Below are 16,101 nucleotides of genomic sequence, written 5' to 3' on the forward strand. Positions count from 1 at the left end.
CGTCAAGAAAATGCGATAAAGCAAACAAGTAGAGCATCGACATGCAGAAGACATCCGCGAAGGCTCTCGCCATCCGCAATCTCGACAAGTCCTACTCGCTCGGCGGCGGACGCCGCCTGCCGGTGGTGACCGATTTCAACCTCGACCTCGCGCCCGGCGAATTCGTCACCCTGCTCGGCCCCTCCGGCTGCGGCAAGACGACGGTGCTGCGCACCCTCGCCGGCCTCGAGGATTTCGAGACCGGCGAGATCCTGCTCGACCAGCGCTCGATCGCCCGGCTGCCGGCGCATCATCGCCGCATCGGCCTGGTCTTCCAGAACTACGCGCTCTTCCCGCACATGACCGTCTTCGAGAACGTCGCCTATTCGCTGCGGCTGCGGCGGGTGGCGCAGGAGACGGTGCGCAGCGAGGTCGCGACCGCGCTCGCGGCGGTCGGGCTCGAGGATTACGGCCCGCGCCTGCCGGGCCAGCTCTCCGGCGGCCAGCAGCAGCGCGTCGCGGTCGCCCGCGCGCTGGTGATGCATCCGGACCTGCTGCTCTTCGACGAGCCGCTCTCCAATCTCGACGCCAAGCTCAGAGTCCAGGTCCGCTCGGAATTGCGGCGCCTGCAGCGGCGGCTCGGCACCACCGCGCTGTTCGTCACCCATGATCAGGACGAGGCGATGAGCCTCTCCGACCGGATCGCCGTGATGAAGAGCGGCCGGATCGAGCAGATCGGCCCGCCGGAGGAGATTTATGCCCGCCCGGCGACGCTGTTCGTGGCGCAGTTCGTCGGCCGGGTGAACGCCCTGCCGGCGACGATCACCAGCGCTGCGAACGGGCAGGCACAGATCGAGACGCTCGGCATGGCGGCGCGCGTACCCCTGCCCGCGCCCGACCTTCCGAAGGAGGTGCTGGCGCTGGTGCGGCCGGAGGCAGTGACGCTCCAGCAGCCGGGACAGGGCCTCGCCGGCAAGGTCGAGGAGGTCGAATATCTCGGCGACCAGACCGAGTACCGGGTGCGCGTCGGCGATACGCTGGTCACCGCGACGCGCTCCGCCCTCGGCGAGCCCTGGAAGATCCGCGAGGGCGACGCGGTCGGCATCGGCTTCAAGCAAGACACCATCCACCTGCTCGCGCGCAGCGCCGAAGCCGCCTGAACGAAAGCCGGAAAGACAACCGCCATGACGAACAGCCAGGCGCCCTTCGACAGGGTCATCATCCTCGTCCTCGACGCGCTCGGCCTCGGCGCGCTGCCGGACGTGCATCTCGTGCGTCCGAACGATGTCGGCTCGAACACGCTGAAGCATGTCGTGCAGGCGGCGGGCGGGCTCTCCCTCCCCAATCTCGAGCGCCTCGGCCTCGGCACGGTCGCGCCCGATTCGGGGCTGCGCATCGAGCCGAACCCGATCGCCGTCCATGGCGTCTGCAATCTCGGCTACAAGGGCGCAGACACCTATCTCGGCCATCAGGTCATCATGGGCTCGCGCGTGCCGGATGTGCCGGAGGAGCTGTTCGAGGTGGTGCGCGACGACGTCGCCGCTGCCCTGCGCCGGGCCGGACACCATGTCGAGCCGGCGGGCGAAGGCCTCGCCGCGCTGTTCGTCGACGGCAAGATGATCTGCGGCGACAATCTCGAAAGCGATCCGCTGCAGACCTATCACTGCGTCGGCTCGATCGACGACATGCCCTATGAGGAGATCGTCAAGGTCGGCGAGATCCTGCGCTCGGTCGCCCGGGTGCGTCGCATCGTGGCGATGGGCGGCTACGGCTTCGGGGCCGCCGATATCCGGCGCTGCACCGAGCGGCGGTCGACCGGCCAGTGCGGCGTCAACAATGTCGCGCTCGGGCTCTACACCAGCAATTACGTGGTGCGGCATCTGACACGCGGCACCAAGCCCGATGTCCAGGTGCCGACGATCCTGAAGAAAGCCGGCTACGAGGTCGAGCTGCTCGGCAAGGTCGCCGACGTCATCACCTGCGAGGGCGCCCATAAGGAGCCGCATGTCCTGACCCGGCCGGTGCTGGACGCGACCTATGCATCGATGGCGCGCGTCCATTCCGGGCTGATCGCAATCAACATCCAGGAGACCGATCTCGCCGGCCATGACGAGAGCGCCGAGCGCTATGCCGCCTGCCTACGCCTCGCCGACGAGGGCATCGGCAAGATGATGGCGATGATGGGCTCAAGGGACCTGCTGATCGTCACTGGCGATCATGGCAACGACCCGACCATCGGCCATGACAAGCACACGCGCGAGTTCACGCCGCTGCTGGTCTGGACGCCGGGCATCAAGCCGAAGGGCATCTTCATGCGCGACAGCCTGTCCGACATCGCCGCGACGGTGGCCGAGATCTTCTCGGTCGAGCCGACGGAGATCGGGACGAGCTTCCTGGACGACATCGCCGTCGCCTGAGCGGCGGCTGGCGCTGGCAAGCGCGACGCCCGGCCCCGACCGGACCGGCGGGCAAGGCCGGCCCGCTGAACTATGAACATATCGCCTTTAATTTCAACAAATGTGCATTGACCGTTTTGGCCGTTGACCGGCCGGACGCTCGCAACGGGAGAAACTGGATGGGCATCAACGTCGCACCGACCGGCTTGGCACGCGATCTCCTGGCCCGCGCCGATAGCGGCCGCCCGGTCCGCATCGGGCTCATCGGTTCTGGGGAGATGGGCACCGACATCGTCACCCGCGTCGCCCATATGTCGGGCGTGACGGTCGGCGCGATCTGCGACCTCAACTTGCCGGCGGCGCGCAAGGCCGTCGACATCGCCTATCAGGAGGAGGGTCACTATCGCGACGCCTCCGGCCAGTCCGAGCTCAATGCGGCGATGGAAGCCGGCAAGGTCGCGGTCACCGGTGATTCCGGGCTGATCCTCAACAGCGGCCTGATCGACGTCGTGATCGACGCCACCGGCGTGCCGTCCGTCGGCGCCGAGATCGGTCTCGCCGCGATGGAGCACGGCAAGCATCTGGTGATGATGAATGTCGAGGCCGACGTCACCATCGGCGCCTATCTGAAGAGCGAGGCCGATCGCCTCGGCGTGACCTATTCGCTCGGCGCCGGCGACGAGCCCTCCTCCTGCATGGAGCTGATCGAGTTCGTCACCGCGATGGGCCACCCGATCGTCGCGGCCGGCAAGGGCAAGAACAACCCGCTCAATTTCGACGCCGTGCCCGACGACTATGCCGAGGAGGCCGCGCGCCGGAACATGAATGTGCGCATGCTCGTCGAGTTCGTCGACGGCTCGAAGACCATGGTCGAGATGGCGGCGATCGCCAACGCGACCGGCCTCGTTCCGGACAAGCCCGGCATGCACGGCCCTGCGGCGACGCTCGACCAGCTCTCCTCGACCCTGATCCCGCAGAAGGATGGCGGCGTGCTCTCGCGCGTCGGCGTCGTCGATTATTCGATCGGCAAAGGTGTGGCGCCCGGCGTCTTCGTCGTCGCCGACATGTCGCATCCCAGAATCTCGGAGCGCATGGAAGATCTGAAGATGGGCAAGGGCCCGTACTTCACCTTCCACCGGCCCTATCACCTGACCTCGCTGGAAGTGCCGCTGACCTGCGCCCGCGTCGTGCTCTATGGCAAGCCGGACATGGTGCCGCTCGCCCGGCCGGTTGCCGAGGTCTGCGCCGTCGCCAAGAAGGACCTGAAGCCCGGCGACCGGCTCGATGCCATCGGCGAATATTGCTACCGCGCCTGGATCATGACGGCCGAAGAGGCACGCACCGCGCGCGCCATTCCCTGCGGCATGCTGCAGGGCGGCACGGTCACCGCCCCGATCCGCAAGGGCGAGATGCTGACCTATGCGAACGCCGCCGTCGCGCCCGGCTCGAAGCTCGCCATCCTGCGCGCCCGGCAGGACGCCCTCATCCACGGCAAGGAAGCCTGATCCATGACCGCTCCGGCAACCGCCTCCGCGACGGCAGACTCGACCAACCTGCCCTTCCTCTACCGGCATTATCCGCGCGAGGAACTGCTCGGCGCGCTCAAGCGCATGCACCTGATCCGCCGCTTCGAGGAAGCGGCCGAGGAAAGCTATATGCGCGGGCTGATCCACGGCACCATGCATCTCTCGATCGGCCAGGAAGCAAGCGCCGTCGGCATCTGCCTGCCGCTGACGCGCGAAGACCAGATCACCTCGACCCATCGCGGCCATGGCCACTGCATCGCCAAGGGCGCCGATGTCAGCCGGATGTTCGCCGAGTTCTTCGGCAAGACCACCGGCTATTGCGGCGGTCGCGGCGGCTCGATGCATATCGCCGACGTCTCGACCGGCAATCTCGGCGCCAACGGCATCGTCGGCGGCGGCATCCCGATCGCAGTCGGCGCGGCACTGACCGCCAAGCGCCTGCGGACCGGCAAGGTCGCGGTTTCGTTCTTCGGAGACGGCGCCAACAACGAGGGCGCCTTCCACGAGGCGCTGAACATGGCCTCGGTCTGGAAGCTGCCGGTCGTCTTCGTCTGCGAGAACAATGGCTACGGCATGTCGACCTCGACCGAGCGCTCGACCGCGGTTCCGAACATCGCCGACCGTGCCGCCGCCTATGCGATGCCCGGCGTCATCGTCGACGGCAACGATCTCTCCGCCGTGGCCGAGGCTTCGCACGCAGCCGTGGAGCGGGCCCGCCGCGGCGAGGGGCCGAGCCTGATCGAGTGCAAGACCTACCGCCATCGCGGCCACTCGAAGAGCGACCGCAACCGCTATCGCACCAAGGACGAGATCGACGACTGGATGGCCAATCGCGACCCGATCGCACGCTTTGAGGTGCAGCTGACCGATCTCGGCATCGCCGGCCCCGCCGAGATCGAGGCGGTGCGCCAGGCCGTGCGCGCCGAGATCGAGGCGGGAATCGAATTCGCCAAGGCCAGCCCGGCACCCGCAACCGCCGACCTCGCCGACTACGTCTACACGGAACAGCAGTGATGAGCACCGAGGTCAGGGAACTCAGCTATTCGCAGGCGATCCAGGAAGCGATGGCCATCGCGCTGGAAGCCGATGAGCGCGTCGTCCTGATGGGCGAGGATATCGGCGTCTATGGCGGCGCCTTCCAGGTCACCGGCGACCTGATCGAGCGCTTCGGGCCCGAGCGCGTGATGGACACGCCGATCTCGGAGCTCGGCGGCGCCGGTGTCGCGGTCGGCGCAGCCGTCACCGGCCTGCGGCCGATCTTCGAATTCCAGTTCTCGGATTTCGCCACGCTCGCCATGGAGCAGATCGTCAACCAGGCGGCGAAGATGCGCTACATGCTCGGCGGCGCCGTTTCGGTGCCGGTCGTGATGCGCTTCCCGGCCGGTTCGGGGACCGGGGCTGCCGCGCAGCACAGCCAGAGCCTCGAAGCCTGGCTCGGCCATGTGCCGGGGCTCAAGGTCATCCAGCCGGCGACACCGCATGACGCCAAGGGCATGCTGCTCGCGGCCGTCGCCGACCCCGACCCGGTGATGATCTTCGAGCACAAGCTGCTCTACAAGATGAAGGGGCCGGTTCCGGAGGGGCACTACACCGTGCCGATCGGCAAGGCAGCGATCCGCCGCAGCGGCACGGACCTGACCATCGTCGCCACCTCGATCATGGTCCACAAGGCTCTGGAAGCGGCCGAGACCCTGGCCGCCGAGGGCATCGATGTCGAGGTCGTCGATCTGCGCAGCATCCGGCCGATGGACAATGCGACGATCATCGCCAGCGTCATCAAGACCCACCGGCTGCTCTGCGTCTATGAGGGCGTGAAGACCCTCGGCATCGGCGCCGAGATCAGCGCGATGATCGCCGAGAGCGAGGCCTTCGACCGGCTCGACGCGCCGATTGTGCGGCTCGGCGGCGCGGAGACGCCGATCCCCTACAACCCCGAGCTCGAGAAGGCCGCGGTGCCGCAGGTGCCGGGCATTGTCGCCGCGGCGCGCGACCTCGTGCGCGGAGTGCGCTGATCATGCCGGTCGAGGTCATCCTCCCCAAGGTCGACATGGACATGGCGACCGGGCGCATCTCGAAATGGTTCTTCGCGGAGGGGGCGAAGGTCGAGAAGGGCGACGTGCTCTTCGAGATCGAGACCGACAAGGCGGCGATGGAGATCGATGCGCCGGCGAGCGGCGTGCTGCGCGACATCACCGGCAAGGAAGGCGTCGACATTGCGGTCGGCGCCGCCGTCGCCTGGATCTATCGGGAGGGCGAAGCCCATGACGCGGCGGGGGCGCCGGCCTTGGCCGAGATCGCCCAGCCGGCTCAGCCAGCACCGGCGGAGGCGGAGCCTGCGGACGCCTTACCTGGCGCGCCACCGGCGCCGGCTGCGACCCGCCCGGCCTGTTGCGGCGATGTGCGCGCGACCCCGCTCGCGCGCCGTGTCGCGCGCGAAGCCGGTGTCGACCTGGCCTCGATCGCGGGCTCCGGCCCGCATGGCCGCATCCTCGAAAAGGACGTCACGGCAGCGAAGCTCGCCAGTGCACTTGTCCCCCAGACAAGTGTCCCAACGCCGGCCGCGCCCGCTGCGGCGAAGCCCGCTTCCGCGCCGCTCGCCGCCGGCCCCTCGGACGAGCAGGTCAAGAAACTGTTCGCGCCGGGTTCCTATGAGGAGATCCCGCATGACGGCATGCGCAAGACGATCGCGCGCCGTCTGACCGAGGCCAAGCAGACCATCCCGCATTTCTACGTGACCCTCGACTGCGAGCTCGACGCGCTCCTGAAGCTGCGGGCCGAGCTCAATGCGGCGGCGCCGGAGAAGGACGGCAAGCCGGCCTACAAGCTCTCGGTCAACGACCTGGTGATCAAGGCGCTCGCCTTGGCGCTCAGGGCGGTGCCCGATGCCAACGTCTCCTGGACCGATGGCGCGATGCTGAAGCACAAGCATGCCGATGTCGGCGTCGCGGTTTCGATCCCGGGCGGTCTGATCACGCCGATCATCCGAGACGCCTGCCACAAGACGCTCTCCCAGATCTCGAACGAGATGAAGGACATGGCGGCACGGGCCAAGGCACGCAAGCTGAAGCCGGAGGAGTATCAGGGCGGCACGACGGCGGTCTCCAATCTCGGCATGTTCGGCGTCAAGGACTTCGCCGCGGTGGTGAACCCGCCGCATGCGACGATCCTGGCGGTCGGCGCCGGCGAACAGCGCGCCGTGGTCAAGGGCGGCCAGCTCGCGGTCGCGACGATCATGTCGGTGACGCTCTCGACCGATCACCGCGCCGTCGACGGCGCGCTCGGCGCCGAGCTGCTCCAGGCCTTTAAGGGCTATATCGAGAAGCCGATGGCGATGCTGGTGTGAACTCGGAGGGCTCGCGGCCCCTGGCGAGCCGCCGATGCCCGGAGCGATCGGCCCCGGTGAGGCGAGAAGCGCCCGCTACAGGGGCTCGAGATCGAGCAGTGCTGCTGCCGCCGAGGTGTCGGTGATCAGGACCGACGCTTTGGTCGCCGCGATGCCGGCCCGGATCGCCTGCGCCTTGCGCTCCCCTCCGGAGGAGATCACGACGGTGCCGACGCCGTGCAGGTCAGCCGGGCTGACGGCCATGACGCGCCGGTTGACCGGGTGATCGACGAGCCGCCCCTCGGCGTCGACGAAATGACAGAGTACGTCGCCGACCGCCCCGGCCGTCGCCAGACTCTTCAGCTCGGCCTTGTCGAGGATGCCGCGCCGGAAGATCGAGGCTTCCTCGCCGAGGCTGCCGACGCTGATCAGCGCGATATCGCTGCGCTGCGCCCTTTCGCGCAGTTCCTGGAACCCGGCGATCGCCCAGAGCTCTCTGGCAAGCTCGGAGCTCGGCACGAAAACCGGCGCGGCGATTTGATAGAGCTTGGTCTTGTAGAAATCGGCGAGCCGCCAGGACACTGCGGACGGGTTGTCGGCGGTGGCGTTGGTCAGTCCGCCGAGCAGCGACACGACCGTCATCTCCTCGATCTCGCGCCAGGCGAGCGCCTGCATGCAGATTTTCAGCGTCGCGCCCCAGCCGACGCCGACCGTGGCACCGGCGAAGAGCTGCTGCGAGATGTATTGCCCGGTCGCATGACCGACGACGGCGGCGATGCTGGCCTCGCTCTGGGCGCTGGCCGGGACCACCACAACCTGGGTCAGCTTGAGATGGCGTTCGAGCTGACGCTGCAGCGCGAAGATCGATTCGGCCTGCGAATTGATCGAGATATTGACCGTGCCGTCCTCGCGCGCCGCGGCGAGCAGGCGCAGGGCCTTGATCCGGCTCGTGCCGATCTGCTCGGCGACCTGCTCCTGCGTGTGCCCTTCGACGAAATAGAGCCAGGCGGCCTTGAGCTTGAGCTCGTTCTGGTCGGCCTGGAACTTGGTGAGCTTGGGACGCGCGTTCCTGGCCATGGTTTCTCCATTCATGCCGAGCTCGGCTCCTGCCGATTTCGACGGTTGTCACGTCGGCCCCGTTCCGATCCGCGATGCGGCCAAACGGACCTGTCTCATTCTTCCCCCGCAGTGCCGGAGACGGCGCCGCGGTATCAGATCGGACACGTCTCCGGCCTCGCGCCGCAGGCCGGAACGACCTGCTGGAGCAGCACAATTCCGCCTCGTATATATTTGAACATATGATCTTCATATGACATAAAAGTCCGCAACAATCCGCCCGGTGCGTCGGGGCGGCGGGCAGGAACGGCCATGCGGATTTCGACTTCCAATGACGGCATCGCCGCTGCTGTCCTTGCCGAAGGCGCATATGCGGCCCGGCATCGCAGTGGCGCCCCCTCGATCGCGGCAGCGGATGGCGGCCGATGAAGTACGATTACGCCTCGATCGGCTTCTACACTTTCGATTGTCTCGGCTGGCCATTCGATGCGGTCCCCGATGGCGGCGGCACCTTCTTCCTCGACGAGCTGACGCTCGCCGTGTCGGGCGCTGCCGGCACCGCGGCGATCGCGGCCGCCAAGATGGGATTGTCCTGCCTCGCGGTCGGCGGCGTCGGCGATGATCTGATGGGGCATTGGGTGCTCGAGCGCCTGGGCGCGTTCGGCGTCGATATCTCCGGCATGCAGCAGATCGCCGGTGCCAGGACTTCGTCCTCGATCGTCACGACGCGCAGGGACGGCTCGCGCCCCGCTCTGCATATGAAGGGGGCGACGGGCGACTTCTACGTCGCGGACGCAGCGCTCGGGACGGTCTGTGAGGCGCGCATCGTCCATCTCGGCGGCGTCGGCCTGATGGACAAAATGGATCCGGCCCAGAATGCCAGGCTGCTGCAGCGCGCCAAGCAGGCCGGCGCGGTGACCACGGTCGATGTCTTCGCCGGCTCGCCCGAGGATCTGCCGGCGGTCGCACGCGTCCTGCCGCATACCGACTATTTCATGCCTTCGGTCGAGGAAGCCATGGCCCTGACCGGCCGGCAGGATCTGTCCGACATGGCCAGCCAGTTCTTCGATTATGGCACGCGATGCTGCATCTTCACGCTGGGAGCAGAAGGCGCTTCCTATCACCATGTCGATGGGACGAGCTTCCGCGTTCCGGCCTTCGACATCGCGGTCAAATGCACCTGCGGCTGCGGCGATGCGTTCAATGCCGGCATGGCGGTGGCGCTCTGCCGCGAGATGGAGCCGGAGGTCGCGGTGCGCTTCGCCCAGGCGACCTCGGCCCTCAACGCGACCGGGCTCGGCTCGCAGGCGGGCGTCCGTTCCTTCGACCATACCTGGGAGTTCATGAGCACGACGCCTTCGCGCCGATAGCGCGCCTTACGCCCGTTCGCAGCCGGTCGAACGGAGCGACTGCGCGAGCCAGAAGGGCAATTTCGCCGGTTCGCCGCCCCCCGGTCAGGCGATGTCGAATTCGACCCATAGGCCGGGCTTGCAGCGTGCTGTCCGCAGGGAGCCGCTGCCGGCCAATGCCGCGGGGATCGCGCCACTCGCCAGCCAGGGTTCGTCCGCACGCACCACGCGACCGCCCGCGCGCCGCTTGAGCGCGTCGATGATCTCGGCGAACGGCATTTCCGTCCAGCCGATATCCTTGGCATCGGCCTCGTTCACCGGGATGAAGGCCGAGAGGTCGGGATCGTCCATCAGCTCCAGCCCCTTGGCCTTCAAGGTCGCGTTGTGGCTGCCATGGTGCCCGACCTTCAGATAGACGGTGCGCTTCAGCAGGTCCGGCCCAGTGACGGCCCCGTCCTGCCATTCCAGACCCTGCCAGGAAAGCCAGTTGCCGACCTGGGCGTCGCCGACGAACAGCGCGACCCGGCGATCGCCGAACTCGAATGCCAGCACCAGACTGGTATTGTTCACGCCGCGATCCAGCTGCAATGCCAGATCGGCCGAGACGCCGAGCCAGTCGCCGTCGATCCGCCGCCAGGACTGGTCGGCGGCGAGTGCCTGCTTCCCCCGGCCCTGCACCGCCGGACCGGCATAATGCGCGTGGAGCAGATCGACCAGCGCAGCGGCTTTGCGATCCGGCAGCTCGGCGGGTTTCGGCGGCTTGGCGCCTCCCGCCAGCGGCAGGATTTCGGCGAGCGGCCAGCCGATTTCAGGATCGAAAGGCGAGCCATCGTCGTCGGCAACGCCATCGCCACTGGCCGGGCAGCCCAGCAAGGCCTGCGCCATGCCGCTACCGCCGGCCAGACCGTAGAGCTCGCTGGCGCGCTCCTCCACCCGGATCAGGGCAGGCTCGCGCGGCGGCCCCAGAACATAGACCTTGATGCCGGCGACGCCCGGAAGGGCCAGCGGCCCTTCCCCCGGCTGCCGATAGCTGACCTTGCCCTTCGCCAGATCGCGCGCGGCGTTGCGGGCCCTGCGGACATTGTCGCCCGCCGCGCCGAAATAGAAGCCCATGACCTGGGCGAGGCCTTTGCCGAGTGCGTCGAGATGGGCGCTGGGCCGGCTCAGCCCCGCCAATCTTGCGCCCGCGACCTGCAGGGCCGCCATCGCCCGGCCCTTATATCGGTCGAGCTCGCGCGCCATCGGATCGTTCGGATCCTCCGTCCAGGCGAACCAGACATCCTCGACATGGATGCCCTTGAAAGCCTCGGCCGCGCTGACGAATCCCGACACATGATCCATGTGCTCATGGGTCACCACCAGGAGATCGATGCGCCTGGTCGTCCGAGCGATATCGGCGACCACCTCGCGCATTGTGTCGGCGCCGCCCTTGACGAGGAAATGGACGCCGCAATCGATCAGCACGAAATAGCGTCCGCCATCCTCCCGCGGGAAGCTCAGAAGATGGCAATCGCCAATGCCCTGGCAATAATGCCTGACGGTAAAGCCGTGCGCCGCCGAAGCGGCAGCGGCCCCGGAGGCCGAGCCATGGCCCGACTCGCTTGCTGTGGCCTTCCGCTGCGCCCTAGCCATGGTCGTGCTCCCCGCGTTCGGCGTGCATCATGGCGAAGGGCTCGCGGTCCAGGCCGCCGAAATAGAGCGATCGCAGCGATGCCGGCCCGCCCCCGGTCTCCATGCGCATCTGCTCTTCGAGGCGGCGCTGACTGTCGGCGTTCTTGACCACCGCATAGCGAATGACCGGCTTGCCGCCATTGGCATCGAGGATCAGCGTCGCGCCGCTGCGGAACCAGAAGAAGCCGTTCGCCACGTCCTTGCCGTCGAAGGGCTCGGGGCGACGTTGATGCACGACGGCGACGATGGTGCGCTGCAAAGTGCCATCCGGTCCGATCCGTTGCGCGGGGCGAACGCTGAAGACCTCGAACGTGGTCGCGCTCTTGGCCGGGCTCGCGATCTTGCCATGCGCGTCGAAGCGCGGAAGCTTCGGCTCGAGCCCGAGATCACGACAGGCCTCCGGATCGGCGGCGAAGGCCTGATCCAGCATACGCCAGAGCGTCCAGCGATTATCCTCGTTGGCGAGGACGAGCTCGTGATGGATCGCGCGCCGCTCCAGGTCGAAATCGATCCCGGCGAACGCCTTCGCCACCCAGGGCGGATCGTTGATCTCGGGCGTGTTCCAGGTCAGGCTCTCCGTGGACACGGTCCGCACGCTGCGCATCGGGATGCCACGCGCGCGGAAGGCCTCCATGAAGGCGACACGGTATCCGAAGGGATCGTCAGGAACGAGGTCGACATCCGCCGTGATGATCGCGCGCAGATATTCCTCGAAGGTGATGTCGACGGCCGGGCAGTAGTCGAGCGCGCGAATGCACATGCGCAGGACCTGATCGGCCGCCTTGCAGGTCTCGTCGCCGAGCCGGTCGACAAGATCCGGATGCAATGCGCCGGAGGGCAGGATTCCCGAGCCCCCCGTAGCGAGCCGGATGAGATCGGCGGTGCGGCGCTGCACGATCGCGAGGAAGGCGTCGTAGACCGCCAGAACCAGGATCTCGCCGCGGTCGTGCGGCTCCGTCGTCGTGGCGTAGCGCCGTGACCTGGTCTCCTCGCCGAGATAGTTCCGCAAGGCGCCGCCGATGCCGCGCCCCTCGCCGAACTGGGCGGCGAGACCGGCCAGCATGGTCGCCGCATTCAGACGACCGCGCGCCCTTCCGATCTCGAAACGCACGAGCTCGGGAATGGTGAAATGCCGAAAGATCGCGACGATGTCGGCAAAGCCCTCATGGAAGGCCGCGACGTCGGGATTGGAATTCTCCTGGAAGCGGCGATGCAGTCCGTCGAGCAAGGCATGCGACATCTCATGCGAAATGATGTCGCTGGACAGGCAGCTGAAGATCATGCTGCCGGGCGCGGTGGCATCGCCCTGTTTCGACGCGGCCGGGAAATAGCCGAACAGCAGCGCCACCTTGTCCGGGCTGTAATAGGCGTTCGCCGCACGCAGCGCATGGGGATAGATGCGCAGCCGGCGCACCGGCAATTCGCCGACATAGCTGCCATCGGCCTTGCGCCGGCGCAGAGGCGCCCAGAGCGCCCGGCGCCCGAGCGCCTTCTCGAAGGCGCCGATGGTCTTCATGGCAACCGCATAGACCATCTGCTGGTGGAACTTCGGATTGCCCTCGGAAGGGGCCACGCCGTTCTGCGCGAGCAGCCAAGGATGGTTGAGATCGATCGGATCATAGGCCTTGCCGGAAGCCGGATCGATATCGACGACCTCGAGATACTCCCCGACCGGGCCGGGCCGGAGCGGACCGGGCGCATCCGCGCCGGCCTCGGGATGATCGTCCCAGGGCAGCGTGAGCACGGTCTCGTTGACTGGCAGCGTGTCGAGCCGCTTGGCCATGCTGGGGTCGAGCGCGAAGACGCGAAGCCGGCGCGGCGGCGCGCCCGGTTCGACGATCTTGCGGCGAATGCGGTGGACGCGTGCCGGCGCGGCAGCGGGAGCCGCCGCCGCCTGCCGTCCGAGATGCTGCTCCAGCTCGGCCCGCAGGGCCTTGGAGGGATTGCCGGCGTCGAGCGCCGCTTCGAGATAGCGGTTCCTTTCGGCCGGACCGATCGCGTCCACGGGGCGTTCCGGCGAGGGCAGCGCCTGCTCGACCGCCGCGACACGCTGGGCCATCTGCGTCAGCTCCAGAGCAAACATGGCCCGGCGCCTCTGATCCGCCCCGGCCGCGAGTTCGACGCCGCCCTGACCGAAGAGCAGGCTGAGCCAGGGCCAGCTCGGATCGGAGGGCGGCAGCTTGGTCAGATCGCCGGCGCGCGCCGGCGCGATCGCGAGCGCCGCTTCGGCATTCAGTACGCCCTGGCCGATCTTTTCGAAGGTCTCGGCCACGTCCATGCGCGCAGTGCTCTTGGCGGCCGCTTCGAACAGCGCCTTGCGCGTGGCCTCGATCCGCATCCAGGCCTTCGGATAGGCTTTGACGACCGCCCAATGATGCGCCAGCCAGAGGGCCGCTGCCGCCGCGACCTGCGGCGTCGCCGCCGAAGTGCCGGCGCCGTTCATGTCGACGATCCCGCCGCAATGGATCTGGGCCCAGGGGACGTTCGGCGTGTAGGCGCCGATCGCGGTGTCCATCTTCTCGCGCGGCCCGAAATTGCCCTGCATGGTGAAGGGAGAGAGCCCTGTATAGGCGCGCCCGTCCCCCATCACGCCGCAGGCGGCGATGACGCGCTTGTAGCGTGCGGGATAGACGATGGTTTTCGGGCTCGGCGCCCCGGAAATATTGTTGCCGCCGGCAGTGACGAGCAGCAGACCCTCGTCATAGGCGAGATTCACCGCATCGGTCAGCGCCTGGGAGGTCACCCCGCCCATGCTCATCGACAGCACATGCGCGCCGTTGCGGCGGGCATACTCGATGCCCTGCACGATCGTGCCCGTGGTGAAGCGTACGACCCAGTCGGCAATCCGGATCGGGATGATCTCCGCGAGCGGGGCGCCACCGAGAAAATCCTCAAAACCCGGGAAACCCGGCGGCTTGTTGATCCGATTGCCGGCCAGGAGCGAAAGCGTGCCGGTCCCGTGGCCGGGATTGGCGAAGGGCGACCCACCGGGCGGAATCCGGTCGACCGCGTCCTTGGGGTCCTCGCCGGCGACGAAATTCGCCTGCAAGGCCGTCAGCAGATGGCGGGGCAAGGTGACGTGATCGGGATCGTAGCCCGTGTCGAGATGGGCGATGCGGATCTTCTGCTGCGCCGTCCCGACCTTGTCGCGGGCCCGGCGGAGCCGGCTGAAATCATCGTCGAGATTCCAGGCGACGCGGCGCGGGACAACGGCTTTGCCGCCGCCGCCGTCCTGGTCGTCGAATGCGCAGAGATTGGCCGCTGCGCCGCGCAGGGCTCCGGCTCGCGCCGTGTCGTCGGGACTCTCGGCAAGCCATTTCTGCTCGATCTCGGGCTCGACGGCCTCGATCTGCGCCGAGTCCGAGGCGCCGAACCCTGCGGCATTGCCCAATATGGCATGCGCATCGTCCCAGGCGTTTTCCGCCGAAATGCCTGCGCCGATCTTGAACCAGGTCGATTGGCCGCTCGCGGCGACGCCTCGCCCCGTGGCCGCCGCCGGAACCGTCAGGATCGGCTCGACCACAGGCCCGGCGGCGGCGGCCTGTTTCTGGAAAGCCTTTGCGTCGCCGCGCACCTTGACCAGCAAACCAGCCATGTCGCCCCCCGCGCACAGTGGATTGACCGATAGCAAGCCGATACAGCCGGGACGCGTGACGAGCCTGCCATGTCGAGGCAAGGCGTCCCCGAAGTCCGGGCCAAGTCACCGCAGATACAATTTTACGCTTGTTTCGCGCTTTTAATGCAACTCGAAATTGCACACCTTGTCAATCGGCAAAGCGCGTCCCGGCAGGTCGGGATGCAAGCAAGGCGATCGGCCCGCATCGCCGTATGAGGGTCGGGGACCGGGGCCCTGCCGATCGACACTTCGTACGGCAGCGCGGCCTACTGCCGCCGGCGGAACCTGGCCAATGCAAACGGCGCCCTGCTTCGCCAGGCGGCAGATTCTTGGGCGAGGTGCAAGGCGCCCCCGCCCTACTCCAGGTGTGCTCGGCCTCAGCCGATGGCGAGCGAGCCGTTCGGCACGTCGGTGACCAGCATATGGCCCGGCGCATGGGTGATGCAGAAATCCGGGCGGATGCTGGCGATCACCGCCTGGGGAGTGACGCCGCAAGCCCAGAAGACCGGGATCTCGCCCGGCCGGATCTCGACCGCGTCGCCGTAATCGGGCTTGGCGATGTCGGCGATGCCAATCTGGGCGGGATCGCCGAGATGGACCGGCGCACCGTGGACCGAGGGGAAGCGCGAGGTGATCTGGACCGCTCGGATCGCATCGGCCGGCTTCAGCGGCCGCATCGAGACGACCAGCGGCCCGGAGAAGCGCCCCGCCGGATTGGTCGGGATCGAGGTGCGGTACATCGGGACATTGCTGCCCTGCTCGATATGCCGGACCGGCAGGCCCGCCGCCAGCATCGCCTCCTCGAAGGAGAAGGAGCAGCCGATCAGGAAGGAGACGAGATCATCGCGCCAGATGTCGCGGATATCGGCGGGCTCGTCGACGAGCTCGCCCTTCTTCCAGACGCGGTAGCGCGACAGGTCGCTGCGGATGTCGAGGTCGTGCCCGAGCACCGGCAGGAAGGGGTCGCCGACTTCGGAGACGCCGACCAGCGGACAGGGCTTCGGGTTGCGCTGGCAGAACAGCAGGAAATCATAGGCGAGCTCGCGCGGCAGGATGGCGAGATTGGCCTGGACGCAGCCGGGAGCGAGGTTGGCCGTCGGGCCGGTGAAGGCGCCCGAGCGCGCCGCCAGCCTAGCCTGCAAGGAAGCGGAAACAACGGATTGGGTCATCTGAAAAGTCCTTGGGA

The 16,101-nt window shown here is 67.6% G+C and carries 11 protein-coding genes; 7 read left to right on the forward strand and 4 right to left on the reverse strand.

What is annotated here, in order from left to right; all coding sequences use genetic code 11:
* Positions 1-41 precede the first annotated feature (41 nt).
* The 6 genes from AC3RCC_RS26895 to AC3RCC_RS26920 all read left to right on the forward strand — a co-directional run bounded on the left by AC3RCC_RS26895 (position 42) and on the right by AC3RCC_RS26920 (position 7,244).
* A complete protein-coding gene (locus AC3RCC_RS26895; protein WP_291642638.1) occupies positions 42-1,139 on the forward strand; it encodes an ABC transporter ATP-binding protein in 1,098 nt (365 codons plus the stop codon).
* Between the two features lie 24 nt (positions 1,140-1,163).
* Positions 1,164-2,396, forward strand: coding sequence for a phosphopentomutase (locus AC3RCC_RS26900; RefSeq protein ID WP_291642640.1), 1,233 nt, complete (start codon positions 1,164-1,166; stop codon positions 2,394-2,396).
* A gap of 158 nt (positions 2,397-2,554) precedes the next feature.
* Positions 2,555-3,880 (forward strand): NAD(P)H-dependent oxidoreductase, encoded by a 1,326-nt coding sequence (locus tag AC3RCC_RS26905; RefSeq protein ID WP_492257183.1) that lies wholly within the window; start codon positions 2,555-2,557, stop codon positions 3,878-3,880.
* A 3-nt stretch (positions 3,881-3,883) separates the two neighbouring features.
* The gene (locus tag AC3RCC_RS26910) at positions 3,884-4,915 is read left to right on the forward strand and encodes a thiamine pyrophosphate-dependent dehydrogenase E1 component subunit alpha (protein ID WP_492257184.1); all 1,032 of its coding nucleotides are present in this window, start codon (positions 3,884-3,886) and stop codon (positions 4,913-4,915) included.
* Positions 4,915-5,913: an alpha-ketoacid dehydrogenase subunit beta gene (locus AC3RCC_RS26915; protein WP_291642647.1), complete on the forward strand. Its 999-nt coding sequence runs from the start codon at positions 4,915-4,917 to the stop codon at positions 5,911-5,913. Before AC3RCC_RS26910 ends, AC3RCC_RS26915 begins: the two co-directional genes overlap by 1 nt.
* A gap of 2 nt (positions 5,914-5,915) precedes the next feature.
* Complete coding sequence (locus tag AC3RCC_RS26920) at positions 5,916-7,244, forward strand: pyruvate dehydrogenase complex dihydrolipoamide acetyltransferase (RefSeq protein WP_492257185.1); 1,329 nt, start codon at positions 5,916-5,918, stop codon at positions 7,242-7,244.
* Between the two features lie 75 nt (positions 7,245-7,319).
* Here AC3RCC_RS26920 and AC3RCC_RS26925 read toward each other — a convergent pair whose 3' ends face one another.
* Positions 7,320-8,300, reverse strand: a complete 981-nt coding sequence (locus tag AC3RCC_RS26925; protein WP_492257186.1) for a sugar-binding transcriptional regulator — start codon at positions 8,298-8,300, stop codon at positions 7,320-7,322.
* A gap of 404 nt (positions 8,301-8,704) precedes the next feature.
* Between AC3RCC_RS26925 and AC3RCC_RS26930 the strand changes: the two genes are divergently transcribed.
* On the forward strand, positions 8,705-9,649 hold the full coding sequence (locus tag AC3RCC_RS26930) for a carbohydrate kinase family protein (RefSeq protein ID WP_492257187.1): 945 nt from the start codon (positions 8,705-8,707) through the stop codon (positions 9,647-9,649).
* Positions 9,650-9,733: 84 nt separating this feature from the next.
* On the opposite strand, the gene AC3RCC_RS26935 is transcribed toward AC3RCC_RS26930, so the two are convergent.
* From AC3RCC_RS26935 to AC3RCC_RS26945, 3 genes are all read right to left on the reverse strand, one after another.
* Entirely contained in the window at positions 9,734-11,260 is a 1,527-nt protein-coding gene (locus AC3RCC_RS26935; protein ID WP_492257188.1) for an MBL fold metallo-hydrolase, read from the reverse strand.
* On the reverse strand, positions 11,253-14,894 hold the full coding sequence (locus tag AC3RCC_RS26940) for a S8 family serine peptidase (protein ID WP_492257189.1): 3,642 nt from the start codon (positions 14,892-14,894) through the stop codon (positions 11,253-11,255). The genes AC3RCC_RS26935 and AC3RCC_RS26940 overlap by 8 nt, the downstream gene beginning before the upstream one ends.
* A 398-nt stretch (positions 14,895-15,292) precedes the next feature.
* Positions 15,293-16,084: a putative hydro-lyase gene (locus AC3RCC_RS26945; RefSeq protein ID WP_291639691.1), complete on the reverse strand. Its 792-nt coding sequence runs from the start codon at positions 16,082-16,084 to the stop codon at positions 15,293-15,295.
* Positions 16,085-16,101 lie beyond the last annotated feature (17 nt).

This window comes from Allobosea sp. GW823-FHT01F03, assembly GCF_058798075.1.

Bases quoted from the DNA above. Each gene is read 5' to 3' on its own strand.
- AC3RCC_RS26895 (WP_291642638.1), top strand. From the start codon at position 42: ATGCAGAAGACATCCGCGAAGGCTCTCGCCATCCGCAATCTCGACAAG.
- AC3RCC_RS26900 (WP_291642640.1), top strand. From the start codon at position 1,164: ATGACGAACAGCCAGGCGCCCTTCGACAGGGTCATCATCCTCGTCCTC.
- AC3RCC_RS26905 (WP_492257183.1), top strand. From the start codon at position 2,555: ATGGGCATCAACGTCGCACCGACCGGCTTGGCACGCGATCTCCTGGCC.
- AC3RCC_RS26910 (WP_492257184.1), top strand. From the start codon at position 3,884: ATGACCGCTCCGGCAACCGCCTCCGCGACGGCAGACTCGACCAACCTG.
- AC3RCC_RS26915 (WP_291642647.1), top strand. From the start codon at position 4,915: ATGAGCACCGAGGTCAGGGAACTCAGCTATTCGCAGGCGATCCAGGAA.
- AC3RCC_RS26920 (WP_492257185.1), top strand. From the start codon at position 5,916: ATGCCGGTCGAGGTCATCCTCCCCAAGGTCGACATGGACATGGCGACC.
- AC3RCC_RS26925 (WP_492257186.1), bottom strand. From the start codon at position 8,300: ATGGCCAGGAACGCGCGTCCCAAGCTCACCAAGTTCCAGGCCGACCAG.
- AC3RCC_RS26930 (WP_492257187.1), top strand. From the start codon at position 8,705: ATGAAGTACGATTACGCCTCGATCGGCTTCTACACTTTCGATTGTCTC.
- AC3RCC_RS26935 (WP_492257188.1), bottom strand. From the start codon at position 11,260: ATGGCTAGGGCGCAGCGGAAGGCCACAGCAAGCGAGTCGGGCCATGGC.
- AC3RCC_RS26940 (WP_492257189.1), bottom strand. From the start codon at position 14,894: ATGGCTGGTTTGCTGGTCAAGGTGCGCGGCGACGCAAAGGCTTTCCAG.
- AC3RCC_RS26945 (WP_291639691.1), bottom strand. From the start codon at position 16,084: ATGACCCAATCCGTTGTTTCCGCTTCCTTGCAGGCTAGGCTGGCGGCG.